Source organism: Oceanobacillus sp. FSL W7-1281, assembly GCF_037969835.1.
GTDB classification, from domain to species: Bacteria; Bacillota; Bacilli; order Bacillales; family Amphibacillaceae; genus Oceanobacillus; species Oceanobacillus oncorhynchi.
In genome coordinates this window covers 2,216,562-2,232,351 of sequence record NZ_CP150214.1, presented here as the reverse complement: position 1 = coordinate 2,232,351, position 15,790 = coordinate 2,216,562, and the positions used below count along the sequence as shown (strand labels likewise).

At 37.5% G+C, this 15,790-nt stretch carries 14 protein-coding genes; 3 read left to right on the top strand and 11 right to left on the bottom strand.

Features of this window, described 5'->3' with window-relative positions:
• Nucleotides 1-8: 8 nt before the first annotated feature.
• The 4 genes from MKX55_RS11085 to MKX55_RS11070 form a co-directional block, all read right to left on the bottom strand.
• Nucleotides 9-359, bottom strand: a complete 351-nt coding sequence (locus MKX55_RS11085) for a hypothetical protein (protein ID WP_339184935.1) — start codon at nucleotides 357-359, stop codon at nucleotides 9-11.
• A gap of 507 nt (nucleotides 360-866) precedes the next feature.
• On the bottom strand, nucleotides 867-2,387 hold the full coding sequence (locus MKX55_RS11080; protein WP_339238176.1) for a plasmid pRiA4b ORF-3 family protein: 1,521 nt from the start codon (nucleotides 2,385-2,387) through the stop codon (nucleotides 867-869).
• A 98-nt stretch (nucleotides 2,388-2,485) separates the two neighbouring features.
• Nucleotides 2,486-4,336 carry a serine hydrolase domain-containing protein gene (locus MKX55_RS11075; RefSeq protein ID WP_339238174.1) on the bottom strand — a complete coding sequence of 617 codons (1,851 nt, stop codon included), beginning with the start codon at nucleotides 4,334-4,336 and terminating at the stop codon, nucleotides 2,486-2,488.
• Nucleotides 4,337-4,554: 218 nt separating this feature from the next.
• The gene (locus tag MKX55_RS11070; protein ID WP_339184930.1) at nucleotides 4,555-4,953 is read right to left on the bottom strand and encodes a cytochrome c; all 399 of its coding nucleotides are present in this window, start codon (nucleotides 4,951-4,953) and stop codon (nucleotides 4,555-4,557) included.
• Nucleotides 4,954-5,686: 733 nt separating this feature from the next.
• Between MKX55_RS11070 and MKX55_RS11065 the strand changes: the two genes are divergently transcribed.
• Entirely contained in the window at nucleotides 5,687-6,589 is a 903-nt protein-coding gene (locus MKX55_RS11065) for an alpha/beta hydrolase (RefSeq protein ID WP_339184928.1), read from the top strand.
• A gap of 358 nt (nucleotides 6,590-6,947) precedes the next feature.
• Here the strand turns inward: MKX55_RS11065 and MKX55_RS11060 are convergent, their stop codons facing one another.
• From MKX55_RS11060 to MKX55_RS11050, 3 genes are all read right to left on the bottom strand, one after another.
• Nucleotides 6,948-7,103: a hypothetical protein gene (locus MKX55_RS11060; RefSeq protein WP_339238172.1), complete on the bottom strand. Its 156-nt coding sequence runs from the start codon at nucleotides 7,101-7,103 to the stop codon at nucleotides 6,948-6,950.
• Between the two features lie 376 nt (nucleotides 7,104-7,479).
• Nucleotides 7,480-7,809: a PadR family transcriptional regulator gene (locus MKX55_RS11055; protein WP_339184925.1), complete on the bottom strand. Its 330-nt coding sequence runs from the start codon at nucleotides 7,807-7,809 to the stop codon at nucleotides 7,480-7,482.
• 302 nt (nucleotides 7,810-8,111) lie between these two features.
• Nucleotides 8,112-8,717, bottom strand: coding sequence for an ATP-binding cassette domain-containing protein (locus MKX55_RS11050; RefSeq protein WP_339238170.1), 606 nt, complete (start codon nucleotides 8,715-8,717; stop codon nucleotides 8,112-8,114).
• A 418-nt stretch (nucleotides 8,718-9,135) separates the two neighbouring features.
• Here MKX55_RS11050 and MKX55_RS11045 point away from each other — a divergent pair, with 418 nt between their 5' ends.
• Complete coding sequence (locus tag MKX55_RS11045) at nucleotides 9,136-9,603, top strand: DUF6323 family protein (RefSeq protein WP_339238168.1); 468 nt, start codon at nucleotides 9,136-9,138, stop codon at nucleotides 9,601-9,603.
• Between the two features lie 3 nt (nucleotides 9,604-9,606).
• Nucleotides 9,607-11,043, top strand: a complete 1,437-nt coding sequence (locus MKX55_RS11040) for a DUF6179 domain-containing protein (protein ID WP_339238166.1) — start codon at nucleotides 9,607-9,609, stop codon at nucleotides 11,041-11,043.
• Between the two features lie 176 nt (nucleotides 11,044-11,219).
• Here MKX55_RS11040 and MKX55_RS11035 read toward each other — a convergent pair whose 3' ends face one another.
• The 4 genes from MKX55_RS11035 to MKX55_RS11020 are packed head-to-tail and all read right to left on the bottom strand — an operon-like array spanning nucleotide 11,220 to nucleotide 15,612.
• Nucleotides 11,220-11,858, bottom strand: coding sequence for a class I SAM-dependent methyltransferase (locus MKX55_RS11035; RefSeq protein ID WP_339238164.1), 639 nt, complete (start codon nucleotides 11,856-11,858; stop codon nucleotides 11,220-11,222).
• Nucleotides 11,859-11,888: 30 nt separating this feature from the next.
• A complete protein-coding gene (locus MKX55_RS11030; protein ID WP_339238503.1) occupies nucleotides 11,889-12,650 on the bottom strand; it encodes an ABC transporter ATP-binding protein in 762 nt (253 codons plus the stop codon).
• Nucleotides 12,651-12,653: 3 nt separating this feature from the next.
• The gene (locus MKX55_RS11025; protein ID WP_339238162.1) at nucleotides 12,654-14,969 is read right to left on the bottom strand and encodes an FtsX-like permease family protein; all 2,316 of its coding nucleotides are present in this window, start codon (nucleotides 14,967-14,969) and stop codon (nucleotides 12,654-12,656) included.
• A 10-nt stretch (nucleotides 14,970-14,979) separates the two neighbouring features.
• The gene (locus tag MKX55_RS11020) at nucleotides 14,980-15,612 is read right to left on the bottom strand and encodes a TetR/AcrR family transcriptional regulator (RefSeq protein WP_212928214.1); all 633 of its coding nucleotides are present in this window, start codon (nucleotides 15,610-15,612) and stop codon (nucleotides 14,980-14,982) included.
• Nucleotides 15,613-15,790: the final 178 nt, after the last annotated feature.

The window sequence follows — 15,790 nt, the reverse complement described above, 5'->3', positions numbered from 1 at the left end:
CTAGACGTTCAATCAGTCTTTACTTTACGTACAATTCCTAATATACCCGCAATCAGATAAAAGAAAGCACCAATAAATGCACCGCCATAGGTGATAAGTAACGTAGCTGCCGCAAAAACAAGCAGCATAATGCCGGCAGCTTTTGATTTCTTAACCCCACTAAACCATATAATGGCAAGGATGCAAACGATAATTGCTATCCCCATAATGCCGAAACCAACAGTAAATGCTTCCAATAACCCACTCAAATGATTCGGTTCTCCATATGCCTTATCGATGGTTTCCATGTACATTCCGACGGAGAATACATAAGCTAACCCGCCAAGGAGGCTAAAGCTTATTTCTATGGACCTTTTCATATACCGGCTCTCCTATTCTTTTTTAAATTCTATGAGGATTAATTATTAGAACATCAGCGCTCTAGACTGCTGGATTTACACGTTATTAATGTATTCTTTGTATCTTAATACGGTTTCGTTTGTATTGCCGGTAAATTTTAATTATAGCTCATTGCTGGTTTTTATGATAAACAAATCCATTTTTTCTAACTAATTTACCGCAGTGTAACTGGCTGGGACTGGGACTGGGACTGGGACTGCGATTACTCGTCCCACCGAAAACCATTGCGATTACTCGTCCCGCCGAAGAGCTTTTGTAAGTCCCCTGCTTCAAGAAAGGAGGGAGAGTTGCAGGATTGCACAGACATCAACAAAATATATTAAAAATGATGGAGTATTTTATCGCTTAGTCCATCAATATAACTAGCATTCTTTTTATTTAAAGTCAATCAAATGATAGAGAAACATCCTTTCTCTGTATAGGGGAACGAAGAAAGGATGTTTCTATTATTTATACTCAGAAGTTTCTTAAAAAGGATTGTCCTCTTCCATCATTTGAATAAATTGAGTCACGCCATGTAATTCCTCTGTTTTTACTAAAGGAAGAGACAATTTATCAAACAACGGTTCCGCTTGCGTTGCAAAGAAATCATCAAACATATGGACCGCTTGCGGCAAGGCTTCTATTTTTTCGAAAAGCTGAAATATTTTTTCTTGGACACCTTCCGAGTAATAAATCGAGTCTACTAAATCATAATGTAATACCGCTCCCGTTTGTCGATCAAGAAGTACAAGGATATACGGAAGAAATGGTCGGGATTCAGGTGTCCTTTGTACCGGCTCTCCTGCTTGGATAAATGCCAGTTCCGCCTCCACGCCATTGATTTTATCTATTTTATTCTTCATCCGTTTCCATTCTATTTCCGACAGGTTCAATTCTAAACCAGGGTCTTGGACAGCTTTTTCAATCAGGTCAATTGTTGACAAAATGATTTGCTCGCCTTCTTTATTTAAAGCGAGTATTTCGCCGCTATCAAAGCTCGGAGCTATGCTAGACAGATTATCCGTACGTGAAAGGAATGATTCCAGTTTAGACAGCACTTCTGTGAAAATCAAGCTTTCTTCTTGATTAAAACTCCATGGGACGGTATCCGGAATCATGCTGGTAAATGAAGGCCATTGATTTTCCCCACGATATTTTCTGTTGAGACTTTTAATTAAATCATATTCGTCCTCATTCAATTCCTCTCTGCTATTAAAATTAACCGTAAGAGAATACTGCGTGAAAAGAACTGCTAAATCATCATCAAATGGATCGTCATCCAGCATATCCAGATAAGATAATAACCCTCTGCTACCCAGAAAACCGGAGACGCCATAACTTTCTTCTGCATTCCCCATGATGGAACAATAGACATAATCATTTATTCTATCCGACCAGACCGCAATAAATTGATTATCTTGAATTTCTAGCCATGGTTGTTTTTCTTTCACTTGATCAGATACATCAAATAATTGATTCCATTCCGATTCATCCGGCTCTATTTCCTCAGCCTCTTCTTCACCAAGAAGCCAGTCTTCGTAAAACACACTTAATTGATGATTGATGTATTCTACAAGTTCCTCATTGTCAGAAAATGTATACGTATCCTCGAAACCTTTCTCCAAAGACTTGTTCCCTTCTGCTGCCAGACAGAATGGTAATGGCAGATCCATCGGCAACTCTACTTTTTGTTCCAGAATAATCTCATGCTGCCAATCCACATTCAAATCATAAATACAGGTCAGCTTATCGCCAGGATTTTTCAAGAAATCCGTTAAGATCGTCGTTTTTTCATCAACGGCCCCTGTCTGTTCAAGTAAATCTCCTGCTTGTGGCACAATCGAGATGCCATTCTGTGAAAAAAAGTGCAAATGTTCGTCAGACCATGCAAATGCAGTCTGCAAGTATAAATGCAATTCTTCAAAAGTGCTCTGTTCTGATACGATTAGTGTTCGCTGTTTCGCGGGGTTCACATCTTTTACTTGAATATTTAATTGAAGAACCAAGAAAATACATCCCCTATCTATTTTCATTTTTTCTGTTCATTTTCTATTATAGCTTTCACATTTAACTTAGACTTTCATAGTAAAAAATGCAACTATTTTTATGCGTACATCTGCCAGATAATCAGCCAAATAATAAACAGAATACTGCTGATACCCGTCAGCAGATAACCGGTCTTTTGCATTTTGGACAACGAAGCTTTTTTCCTGACCAAAATCATCATTACAACAGCGATAATACTGGTCACGGTAAAGAGATAATTCCCTATAAAGTGCGGCAGCAGCTCTGAATAGGTGCGCATCGGATTAGATAGCATACGGATAACCAGAGCAGCTATATTCACTGCCAGTAAAGTTCCTGATAGCATTAATAGCCAATTCCACTTTGCAACTGCTGCTGTTTTTTGTTTTCTTCTCCTGCGCAAAAACGCAAGTACCATTAACACAAAAGGAGAAATTAGAAAATATACCATGCACCAAATAAACACTCCTAAGCTGATGAGCAGAAAAGGAGTACTTTTGTCCATAGGAAGATAATCCGCATACGCAGTTGAAATCTGCTCGGCCATCCCATCATTTACATGAAAGTACATGACATTACTTGGTATAAATACGTCATCTCCACTTTTTAATTTATAGACATAAGGACTTGTTTGTACATAAGTTGCTTTGAACCCTGCTAAATCCAATTCAATTTCATTATTATCCATTGGTTTAACATTGAGTGGTGCAAGGTATGCGTAAAGATTCATAAAACCGTTAGACGTACGGCGTGCCGATAAATAAGACCCTTCTACTTCAGCAGCCGGCGGGAGGTTTTCTTGAACTGTTTGATCCCCTCTGCCCACTAATTCATCTGTCAGGCCAAATAAAAGATCGACTTCATCTGCTTGATTAGTTAAGATGATAATCGCAAAATTATCTTCCGGAACAATTTGCATATTACTAGAATGGGTCAATCCTCTGTATTCGCCATCATATTCCCAAAAACCGTGAGCAAGTCCGGGAACTCCTTCTTCAGGAGCATAGCTTGTTGTAAGTAATTCTTGAAGTGTCTGGTCTTCTTGGAATAAAGAAGTCTTTTCTGGTTCAGAGGGCATCAAAGCCTGTGCGAACTTTGCTAAATCGGCTGCTGTTCCATTTATGCCTCCGCTGGGATACATAGAAATATAAAAAGGCTGTGATTTGATAAAATCACCATTCTCTCCAGGAAAATAACCTATCCCTTTATGACGCGTAATTTCCTGATTATCTTCTACAGGTAAATGCATGGTGGAATGATTCATTTCCAATTCATCAAAAATATGCTCATTCACATACTCATAAAACGGCTGTCCAGTAATCTCTTCAATAATATAAGCTGCTAAAGAAGTTGAATAATTGGAATAAGCAACAACTTCTCCCGGCTTATAAACCTGTTCCGGTTCTGCTAATTTTAAGGATTCTTCCAAATCAACCAACTGCTCAGGAGATTCAAACAGCAAATCAAAAATATATTCTTCAAAGCCCGCATTATGATGCATTAAATTCAAGATGGTAATGGGCTCATCGTAATTTAATTTGGTCAAAAAATCCTCCGGCAAATAAGTTCGTATATCTTCCTCTAAATCCAGTTCTCCCTGTTCAGCAAGCTGCATCGCAGAGACCCAAACAAATAATTTTGTAATCGATCCCCATTCGAGAACAGTTGTATCCGGGTCCATTGGAATTTGATTTTCCACATCGGCGTACCCATATCCTTTAGAGAGGACGATTTGATTGTCTTTAATAGCAATGATTGCCGCTCCTGCTACAGTACTACCTATGTATTCTTCGGCATAATCGTCTACGAACTGCTCCAGTTCTTCTATTGGAATACCAGATGGCGTTGTATTTTCTGCCGCTGAAAAAGTATAGGGAAAACATAGGCTGAATAAGAGTATGTAAAGAAAAATGCTGATTCTTTTTATCATTTTGCTACCCTTCTCTCTTCTGGGTTAGATAAATTTCTAAATAAACTGTCCAATTATATTGAAATAACGTTAACATTACAAAGCTCCTCCGCCACAAAATGATTTTTATATATTAATACTTCTTCAGAGAGGCTTTAAATCCCTTTTTATTTACGGATATGGCAAAAGAAAAACAACAGCTGCATGGAAGCTGCTGTTTTTCTGATCATTGCACTATATTATTTATGCTCACTCAGCCATTTTGCAAGTTCATCCAAATCATCATCCTCAAGATCTGAAAAGGCCGGCATCCCCCCATCTGTTCCATTTTCAACGATATCAGCAATCTCATCCTGTGAATAATTGCTGCCGACTTCTGTTAAATCCGGACCGGCTGCTCCTGACAAATCTTGACCATGACAGCTGGCACAATTATTTTGAAAAACTTCTTCTCCAGCTTCAACACTTGCAGACTCTCCATCCTCCCCTTCTTCCCCTGGGTCAGATGATTCTGTTTCCTCGCTGTTTTCTGTATTATCTGTCCCTTCATCACCGCTCTCACTGCCATTGTCCCCGCCACAAGCCGCAAGTACAATTGCTAAAGTGAACGCTAAAAATAAAAGATAGAATTTTTTCAACTTACTTCTCCTCCTTTAAATGATTTGAATTTTCACAAAATACGGGTAATGAATAGGCTATCTCGTATCAAATCAACTTCATGATTATCTCGAAGAAGCTTGTAAATCGAGACCCCGCAAATGTGATTGAGCCAATAATGTGAAATTATATTTTCAATTTTCATTTTACTCCTCTTTTCTTTTTAAATCTTTATATATGCTTAATCCCCTTAACAAGAAAAGCATATATCATTTTTATCTATAACAGCTGGTGCTAATCATCTCACCCAAAAGCTTAAAGAATAATGATTAGGTAAAGTGACAGAAAAATGTTGATGGTTTCAATTCTGTAAGCGAATTAAATTTTATAAAAGCGTTAAATAGCGGAGAGCAGCATATACTTGTATGGTATGTAGAATTTGCCGCTTATATATTATAATAGAGACAGACATTTTATATTCATGTAAAAAGCGCATAATCGAGAATGGTATGATTGAAATTCAGGGATACAGTTACCCTCTTTTGTTTAAAAATGAAGTTATACTGGGGTTTATACTTACAAAGGAAAGTGCTAATGGTTGTACAAAGCTAAACGATTACTGCTAGTATAAAGGATAAGAACAGTCAACAGCAGGTATTCCTGATGAATACATATTTTACAAATTAGAAAATGGATATTATCAGCGAGACTCCCCGCGTATTGCCCAAGATTTATTAAACACTGGTGGATAGTGACCTACAGGAGGAAAAGAATATGAGAAGTTTTCAAAGCCGGATTGCGGAACGTATCCTTACACGGCTGAGTAATAAAGACAGTTTTACCGATCCTCAATTATTCAAATCGTTTCTAAAAGAAAAACAAAAAGAAAATGAGAAACCATATGACCTGCCAAAATATATCCAGACAAGGTTCAACATAAAAAAACAGATGTTTGATGGAATGGAATGGTATATCTTTAATCAAGAAGAGAATCACTCAGGAAAATCCATCCTCTATTTGCATGGAGGCGGTTATATCAAGCAGCCTTCGTTATATCACTGGCATTTTCTTGGGAAAGTAGCAAAAGAAACCAAAGCTAACATATACGTTCCGATTTATCCGAAAGCACCCAACCATCATTATAAAGAGTCTTTTGAAAAAGTGCTTCCAATATACAAATGGATGTTAGAAACAACCGATAGCAATAATATTATTTTGATGGGTGACTCTGCCGGTGGAGGATTTGCATTAGCGTTAGCACAATTGCTTTTGGAAAAGGGGTTACCACAGCCCCGGCATATCATATTAATTTCGCCTTGGCTTGATATTACGATGAAAAATCCGGAGGCTCATGCACTCGAACATAAAGATCCCATGTTAGGTATCTATGGGCTGATTCAAATGGGAAAGGCATATGCAGGAGGTACTGACCGAGATAATTATTTACTTAGTCCAATAAATGGAGAGATACATGGATTAGGAGAAATCACTTTGTTTATTGGGACACATGAAGTTCTTTTACCAGACGCAAAAAAATTCAAAGAGATGGCTGTATCGCAAGACATTCACATTAATTATTTTGAATATCCGGAAATGAACCATATCTTTGTGCTTTACCCCATTCCAGAGGCAAGAGAAGCAACCAAAGAAATAGTAGATATTATAACAAACAGCTGATGATGCAGGGTTCCCGTTCAGAAAATTTGTTATCCCGCGGTTTTACTGTGTCAGCTTACAAGAAAGTGCACCAACAAAAAGCAGCTGCTAAAGAGTTGCTTTTACTGCTTTTCTTTACAAAATATAAATTAAAAAACTATCCCTTTATTTACTAAATACACCAACACTATCAGAGCCCCAAATATGATGGAAAATCTAAGCCATTTGGGCACGTTTGAGAACCATTTAGATGCCATTTCCTGACCAAATCCTGCTTTTTTATCATCATTCATTTTACCAATCCTATCTGCTATAAAAAATCGCTACTTTTTATTACCGTCAGTTTGGGAGTAAACCGTAATTTTATTCACAAGAAAAGCTATTTATCTTTCTCTGACTGTAATTTATCGATTTTTTCTTCCAATTGACTTATTTTTTTATTTCTTTTGACACACATGACGATGAGCGATACGATTCCTATAACGAGTAAAATAACAAGTAACAAAAAGAGCAATTGGATTATTACGTCTCCCATATTTAATCCACCTACAGATGCTGACAACACAAAATTCTCCTTCCCTTCACAATTTTCTTTAAAAAGATAATTTGCACATCGTTACCTATTCCGAAAATGTGCCCTGATATGGAACAGGTAATAATACGTTAAAGATGCATAATAATTTATAAACTTCCAAAAATATCCCATATCTAAATAATATAACTTAACTCTGTCTTCTTCAATACCTGTTTTTAAAACGACTTCATTTTTAATTCACCAAATGAATCATTTACATCATCCATGCCCACTTTTTTCGCCGTTAAAAGGTCCGTGATCGTTTAAAGACATCAAATCGTTGCCTCCCAGACTTCTTAATACTAGAAAACAATTCCAAATTAAAGCTGCATCTTCTTCAATCTAATCCTTCCATAAACAAATCAATAATTTCTTTTGTTTCCTCCCACTCTCTGGCTGTCTCTTTTAAATATGCTTTCCCTAACATCGTAATTCTATAATATTTTCGTTTTCCGCCATGAGACACTTTACCATTATAAGATTCGATTAATCCTTTCTTTTCAAGACGCTGGAAAACGGCGTATAGTGTCGCTTCTTTAATCTGAAAACGATTTTCTGTCCGTAGGCTGATTTGTTTTGATATTTCATAACCATACTGATCGTTTTCATAAATTAAACGCAGTATAATTGACTCTAAATGTCCTCGTATAATATCACTTCTAATCATTACATACCCTCCTTATCATATAATTCTATCTGATAGAGTAATATATTTACTAATTACTCTTCCTGCCAAAGTAATTATATATAAGATGAATTTATCATTTCAAATATCTATAAATATTATTATACCAGATTTTAACACATTAAAATAACATATGAAACTCATAATTATCGTATTGTATTTTTATAAAAGAGTAATTAATTATATAACCACTCTTTCTATATTAGTAATTTATCATCGATCTCTTTTAGATATTTAATGAGGTTTTATAAATGAGTGAGGAAAAGTCTTACAATATAAAAATACTATAAGATAAACAATCCGCACCCTGCTTTTTTAAAAACAAGATGCGAATGCTTCAAAGTTTTTAGCTGCTGCAGAATCATTTCTTTGATTTCTATCATCCCTTGTGGGTCCAGTCCATTTGTCGGTTCATCGAGAATAATTAATTGCGGATTATTTAAAAGCGCATTTGCAATCCCCAAACGCTGCTTCATCCCTAGTGAATAAGCAGCAACTTTATCCTTCGCTCTCCGTGTCAGCCCGACGAGTTCTAACACTTCATTTATTTTCTCTTTACCAATACCAGGGATTAAATTGACCATCAGTGACAGGTTCTCATAGCCGGAAAGATAATCATAAAACACAGGATTCTCTACAATCGCTCCAATTTGTGAAATTGCCTGTTTAAAATCTCCCCTTAGATTCAAGCCATTAATGACAACCTCGCCCGAATCAGGAAAAATCAAGCCGGTCAACATTCGGATCGTTGTTGTTTTGCCTTGTCCATTTCTGCCCAGAAATCCATATACATCCCCTTTTTTTATATTAAGATTTAAGTTATCAATGATTGTTTTCCCTTGAAATGATTTCGTTAGTTTATGTGTTTCTAATAATGTTTCAGCAGCCATTTTATTATTTCCTTTCTGTTGTTTTATCGATATATTCCCAAGTGTAGATGCCAAAAATAAACTGCCGCATTTGAATTAATAAACAAGAGATAACAAATAGATTACATTGTTAAAACTCCAGCAAAAGAAACCCAACTCAGAATTAATACATCTCCTGGGCAGGGAGTGAAATAGAAAATAATAAACCTTTGATTATTTTTTTGCTATCAAGGAGGGTGGCTCAGAAAACAATAACTCAAAAAACTTGTCCTCAAAAACCACACTGCTATTAGGGTTCATTATCCAATCTAAATATTTGACAAAAAAGTTTATTTATGCTATAATTTACTTTTATTATTTTTAATTATATAATAGGGTTCCCTTGGCCAGGGGACCCTTTTTTGCGTTCTAAATATCCTTACAGGAAAGGTGATACGTTATGGATTTATCCGATATGTTGAATGCCATCCAATTATCGCAGAATTCTAATACGGTGATGGAACTGGTTCATTTAAATGAGAAAACGAAAGAGCGAGGCCTGGTTCTGACACCGGATGACGCAAAGACGCTGATTGCTTCCAGAAATAACGTACTGCGTAATCACGCGAGAGTTGAACTAAGTATCGGCGTACTAAAGGAGTTCATCGAGGTATTTTCCGCCTCCCCTTATATGGAGCAAGCGTATTATGTTGATACACTGAATGAAATTCAAGAAATTTTCTATTACCTAAGAAATGAAACAGAAGATAAAATTAGCGATGCCAAGCTTATTCAACTGATGAGTGACTCTTATAACGGATCTTGTGCAGGGTCTATCGAATTGTTAAGAAGTAAAATGGAGGAACTTGCAGAGAATTTCAAAAGAGATATAGCGCTTCCCAATTCTTTATTCAAAGGGGATGATTAACGCATGGAATCAGATAACAAATCAGCTCGTTTCCGGCAGATTTCTAATAGAATGATTGACCGATCGCGGTTAATACGAAATCAATACACCTTGTCCCTGCTGCAAGAAGGTCAGCGGTCAGGTATCATCTCCAGTCAAAAAGCTTACCAGATACAAGCAGAGATGATGCAGGTTCTGCAGCAATTGATTCTGCAGCATACGCAAGGCGAAAGTACATCAGTGACTACAGAAACAGCAGAAGGAATCATGACCTCTCTGCTTTACGCTATTGATACCTATGCTTTTCAGTGTAAGCAGCCTGAAGAGGCACTTGCCCATTTTAATATGAAAAATATAAAAGATATACATTCTCAGGGAGTTGAATTACTCCGCCGCCATTTCGAAGAGACGAAACAATTGTATCAGGATGTGAAAAAGATAAAATTAAACGTTCCTGTCGATGCCTACAATATAACCATCGATGAATCATTACCTGTATTCATGCAGTACTATGATATTATCCTTGAAGCTCAAAATACCATGGCGAGCATTGATTATCCTCTAGCCATAGACGATATGCGGCTCCAAGGCGTTTTCTATATAAAGCAATATGTAGAACGCTTGCGAATGGAGACAGAATTCTGCCGCTTTTTTAGTCACCAGGATGTCATGTATGTCTTGATAAATTACGGGAAAATAAGCCGATTTCAATATCAAATTGAATTATTCAATATATTTGAGCTAATGATAAACAATGCTGTTTTTTCACTGCTATCTGGAGGAAAGCCTGATAATGTTCGACTTTCGGAAGTTCAATTTGAACAGTTAAATCGAAAATTAATAACCTCCCCTGCTGAACAAAGGACGAAGCTGATTCATGAAGCAGTGAATCAATTGCAAAAATCTCTGCATACGGATCAAGCACTTACAGATTACATCAATTTGTACCGGGATGAATTGATGCAAAGGGTGAATCACGCTGCAAAAATCGGCAGCTTCGAAAAACTTATCATCAGAGAAATAAAAGAAACCGAAAAAGCAATGGAATTCAAGTTAAATGAGAATGATCGGATGAGTGATATGGATTTACGCAGCCTGGTAGATCGCATCTTAGAAATTGACAATACTGAAGAAAAAGTACAACTTATCCGAAATAATTTTGTTTCACTGCATGATTATCTGGATCTTCTCCATGCAGAATGTCTGTTTAATGGTGATTATGAAGCGCTTTTTAAAACTTTTGGAGATATCGAGCTAGCTATTTTAGCCAAAATTGTTTTTTACGAGGAGTTACGGGAAGGTACTTATGAATTCTCCAATATGGTTACTGACAGCGTTGAAACAGAGAATGAATGGGAAATGTACTATATTGCGTTCTTGCAGCAATTGGAGGAAACGCGAATTAGAGTTATTGGAAACTTTATCTATAAAATCGATTATGAGGATATATCATTTGATTAGACAGGAATTATGGAAATGAGTTAGCCTCAGTAATTCACAGGGGCGGCGTCCATAAATCTCCCTACTATATAAATTTAGTTTTAAAACAGAAGATTTACGGACGCTCCTCCTTGAAAAATCATACTTTTGAAAATAGCCATGAAGATTATTTATGTTTTGATAGTCCGTTATTGTTTCTAACGAGAAACGGGTTTCCTTAATAACAGCGAATACGCCGCCCAATTCCCATTGAAACCTGCTTCATAAAATCCTGCTTTATCAGCGAGCTTTAAAACCTCTTCTCTCCTCTGAAAATGTGGATCAAATACGGTCTCCGCTACCGTCAGGATACCACCTGGCTCTAAAATATTAAAAATTTCTTCCAAGGCTGCTTGCCGATCTGGTATTTCCCCTAAGACATTGACAAGCAAGGCATGATCACACGGTGATTGCCACAGTTGACCCAAACCAATTTTTCCCTGCACCAATTCAATATTCTTTAAATTTCTTCTCTGCGCCTTTTTTTCTACCCTTTGTAACATTTCATCCTGAATATCTACCGCAGTTATTTTTCCGTTGGAGCCAACACGTTCTGCCGCTGGAATCGTCACCCTCCCAGGTCCGCATCCTAAATCAATCACATGCATTCCCAGCTGAATGCCGGATTGCTCAATAATTTCATTCGCTTTATTCGTTTTGGTAAAGGGATTATCCAGTTCCACCAGCCAGCGAAGCCAGAATGGACAAGGAATTTCACGTTTTCGCGAAGCAAACCTCCAGGCATAGAAGATGCTAATGCTCAAAGGAACCATTGCGAAAATAATCATTTTAAGCATTTTTGCCCAAAGCCCTCCTTTTGATGTAGGCTACATTTCTATCCGTAACATCTTCCTTGTTACTTTTTCTATCCGGTTCTCCATTCCCCGCTGATACGACAGCTTCCCTAATCGCAATTCATCAACAATTTGCCCGTCTTTCATAAATAAGACCCGTTCACTTTTAGCAGCAACTTTCGCATCATGTGTCACCAGCATAATCGTTGTTCCTTCTTGATTAACCTGAAGGAAGTGATCCATCATTCCCTCCGCAGTCTTTGAATTTAAAGCCCCTGTTGGTTCATCTCCAAAAATGATTTTCGGTTCATTGATCAAAGCCCGGCAAATTCCTGCCCTTTGCAGCTGCCCTCCAGAAACCTGGTTCGTCATGCGATATGCCAAATCGCCAATTCCGGTGTTTTCTAAAAGCTGCTGTGCTTTCTTTGCCAATGCTTTTGCTTTTTTCCTGTTACCCCGCACCGCTGGAAGTATGATATTATCAATAATTGTTAAATTCTTCAAAAAAGTCGGCTGCTGGAAGACAAATCCCATTTGCTGGCGACGGATATCAGCAAGCTCTGATTCTTCACATGCTGGCAGACGTTGATTATTGAATATTATTTCGCCGCTATCAACGGTGTCCATCCCGCTTAGAGCATAGAGAAGTGTTGACTTTCCTGAGCCCGACGGTCCCATAATAGTGATAAATTCTCCTTCATATATGGTGATGGATACATCTCGTAAGACCTTGATTTTTTCTTTTTCTATATCAAAAGATTTATGAATTTGTTGGCCATCCAATATTTTTTTCATCATTTACTCCTTTATATTTTCTGCAATTGATATTTTACCAGCTTGATTGGTTCCCAACTTTGTTGCCAATAAAGTAACAATAAGCATAAGGGATGGAAACCCCAAATAGATTAACGGATGACTGATAAAGGTAAGCGAATCTACACCAAAGGAAGAAATAGCCATCCCTGCGATTGCTTCCCCAAAGGTATTCGCTAAGATACTGCCTCCTGCTACGCCAATTATCAAAATGAAAATTCCGCGAGTTGCATATTGTTTGGTCAAATCCTGATTCGTAAAACCAATTGCTTTTAATGCGGCAATTGCCAAACGATCCTTAGTAACCACTAATTTCATAAATAACAAGCTTACTAGCCCTGTAATGAACAAAGCCACGATTAAGGCAACATTCGCTGCTGTTTTCATCGAATCCATCGTAGAACCAAATACTTGCTGCTTATGGTGATGCGCATCTGTTATACTGGCAAATGGCAAAACCTGTGACATTTCTTTAGCAGAAACAGCTGCATGATTAGCATGATTAAGCTGGATATAATAGTTTAGCCACATCGCTGGAGCGGTTTCATCTGAAAAAGCAGCTTTTGCCGTTTTACCTCCATTTAAAATATTGGAGTATATCCCAGAGACGACAAAGCTTTCCGGACCTTCACCGGTAATGATTTCAATCGTATCACCAGCTTGTTTTCCAAACTCCTCTGCATTCAAAGAGGATAATGCAATTTCATACGGTGCTTCTGGTGCTTTTCCTGCATTGTATTCGATTGGAAACGCAGCATGATCGCCAAGTTCAACGATTATTTTTTCTTCTGAACCATCCTCTTTTACAGCCCGAAAGGATTTAGAGGTAATCTCAACATACTGGTGAATAGAAGCATCATCATTTAAATAATTTACAATCTGTTGTTTATTCTCCTCCGTTTCCTCAGATGGATAGATACTGACCATCAGGTCCATTTCTCCAAAGCCAAGATATTTTGTGAAAGATGGCGAAGATACGGTATGGTATGTGTTCCAGGGAACAATCATGATAAAACAAGAAAGCAGAAGAACAATCAACATTGTGGCATAAAGCTTCTTACGGGATAGTACATCCTTTATCCCTAAAAAAACATTGGCAGGCAATAGCTTATTTTGACTGAGTAAGAAGTAATTTTTACGAGCAGTGTTTTCCTCCGGACTGCCCGTACGGATTGCTGATGCAGCAGAGATTTTTCTAAAACGTCTCAACAAGAAATAAATGTAACCAATCACCAGCAGGAAAACAAAAATACTTCCAAGTATGGCAAGAAAAATACTCCAGCTATCATATTGGCTTTCCCCCATATACAGCCGGATATTCTCTAATAAAGGGTTACTGAAAATAAAAGATACTAACAGCCCGAGCAAGCTCCCTGCTAAAGCAAGGAATGCATATTTAGCAAGATAAATTTTTTTAATATCAGCCAGGCGCAGACCGATTGCTTTTATCGTGCCAATCTCCCGATAATCCTCTTCTATCTGGGTTAATAGCGTGAAACGAATACACATAAATGCAATGAGTACGATTAGAAAACTAACCAGCAAGATGATTGCAATCATGATTCCATCAGATAGACCGTTGATTACTTTAAACAAAGTACTGGTCAGTGTCGGGCCATTGGCTTCTAACCCTGCATCGGCATATGCTGTTTCAAATTCATTGGTTTTAGACGAATCATGCAACTGAAATTCGATTAAATATTCCAGCGTGCCTTCTGCTTCCAGGTCTTGATAATCGTTTTCGTGCACTAAAAAACGCTTGGAGGAAGCTAAGGGCGAATTCATTTGCGCATCTCTGAGGAACCCGGCAACTTTAAATGCTTTTCCGGCAATCATTGCTTCATCCCCAATTTGAGCTGTTCCATCTTTCATATAGCCGATGGGAACGTATAGCTCCCCCTCTGCCGGCTGGATTGGCCTTCCCTCCAAATCAAGCAGAAAATCAAAGGAAGAACTTTGAGTAGTAAAACCATTGTCCTGAACATTATCAATCAGGTTATTTCCACCTACTTGAATACTGGAATTGGTAATATTTAAAAAATCCAACACCTGATATTTTTTTACATTTTCTTGTTCTTCTGCAAAGTTATTTAAGCGCTCCTTATCGATATTCCCGTTATGCATTTGCAGGAAGTTTGGCACTTGCGCCTGTTTCGTGAGTGTCTCAATCGAGCCGATAAGGTTCAGGCTTAAAATAGCTGCTAAGCAGACAAGTGCTGTTGCCGCAGAGATAAATAACATCGTCGTGATACTAATCAGCTTGTTTCTAAAAAGATCATTACGTATAATCCGAAAATACATACCCTCTCCTCTATTCTTTTGCCAAGATTTTCAGCAGCTTCTCACTGATTGCTCCTTGTTTTGTTCCGAGCAGTCTTTCTGCGTTAAAAGCAAAAGCTGTCATTCTTTGCAATTGCTCTTCCTTCGATAATTCAATGCTTCCATCATCAAAAACTGTAGAAGCATAGACAAGCAGCATCTCCACACTTTCATAAGGGTAGTCTGTATGAAACAGATTTTCTTCTAATCCATCTTGAATAATACTTGTAAAAATCGGTGTGATTTCTGTAATCAATACCTTCTGGATTTTCTGATGCATCAAAGCGTTTTGCGGTTTATGAATCTGCGTCATCAATTCTTTAGAGATTGTTCCGCTTACATTTAAAGAAGTAATCGCCATAAGCAACCGTTCAATAACCGGCACTTCTTTGCTTCCGGCTATAGATTGAGCCGCTTCAATCACTTTTTTGTTATAACGATTAATTATTCCATCCATAATCGCTTCTTTGCTTTCAAAATGGTGATACAACGTTCCCCTGGCAATCCCAATGCTTTTCAAAATGTCATTCGTGCTTGTTCTGTCATAGCCCTGCTCATTAAACAAAGCTTCTGCCACATCTAAAATTTCATTTTTTCTTTCTTCTGCGTTTTTGGCTCTTTTCATTAATCTTCCTCCTTTCATTTTAGACCGGCAGTCTGTCGGTAAATTGGTATAATTAGATTATAAGAAATATACCTCAAATACGCTATTGGTCTCTAGTCTGATTTTTGTATATAGAACGAAATTTCATTCAGTGGAAGTTTTGTAATTCCACTGAATGAACCTAAGAAATTCAGGGAGC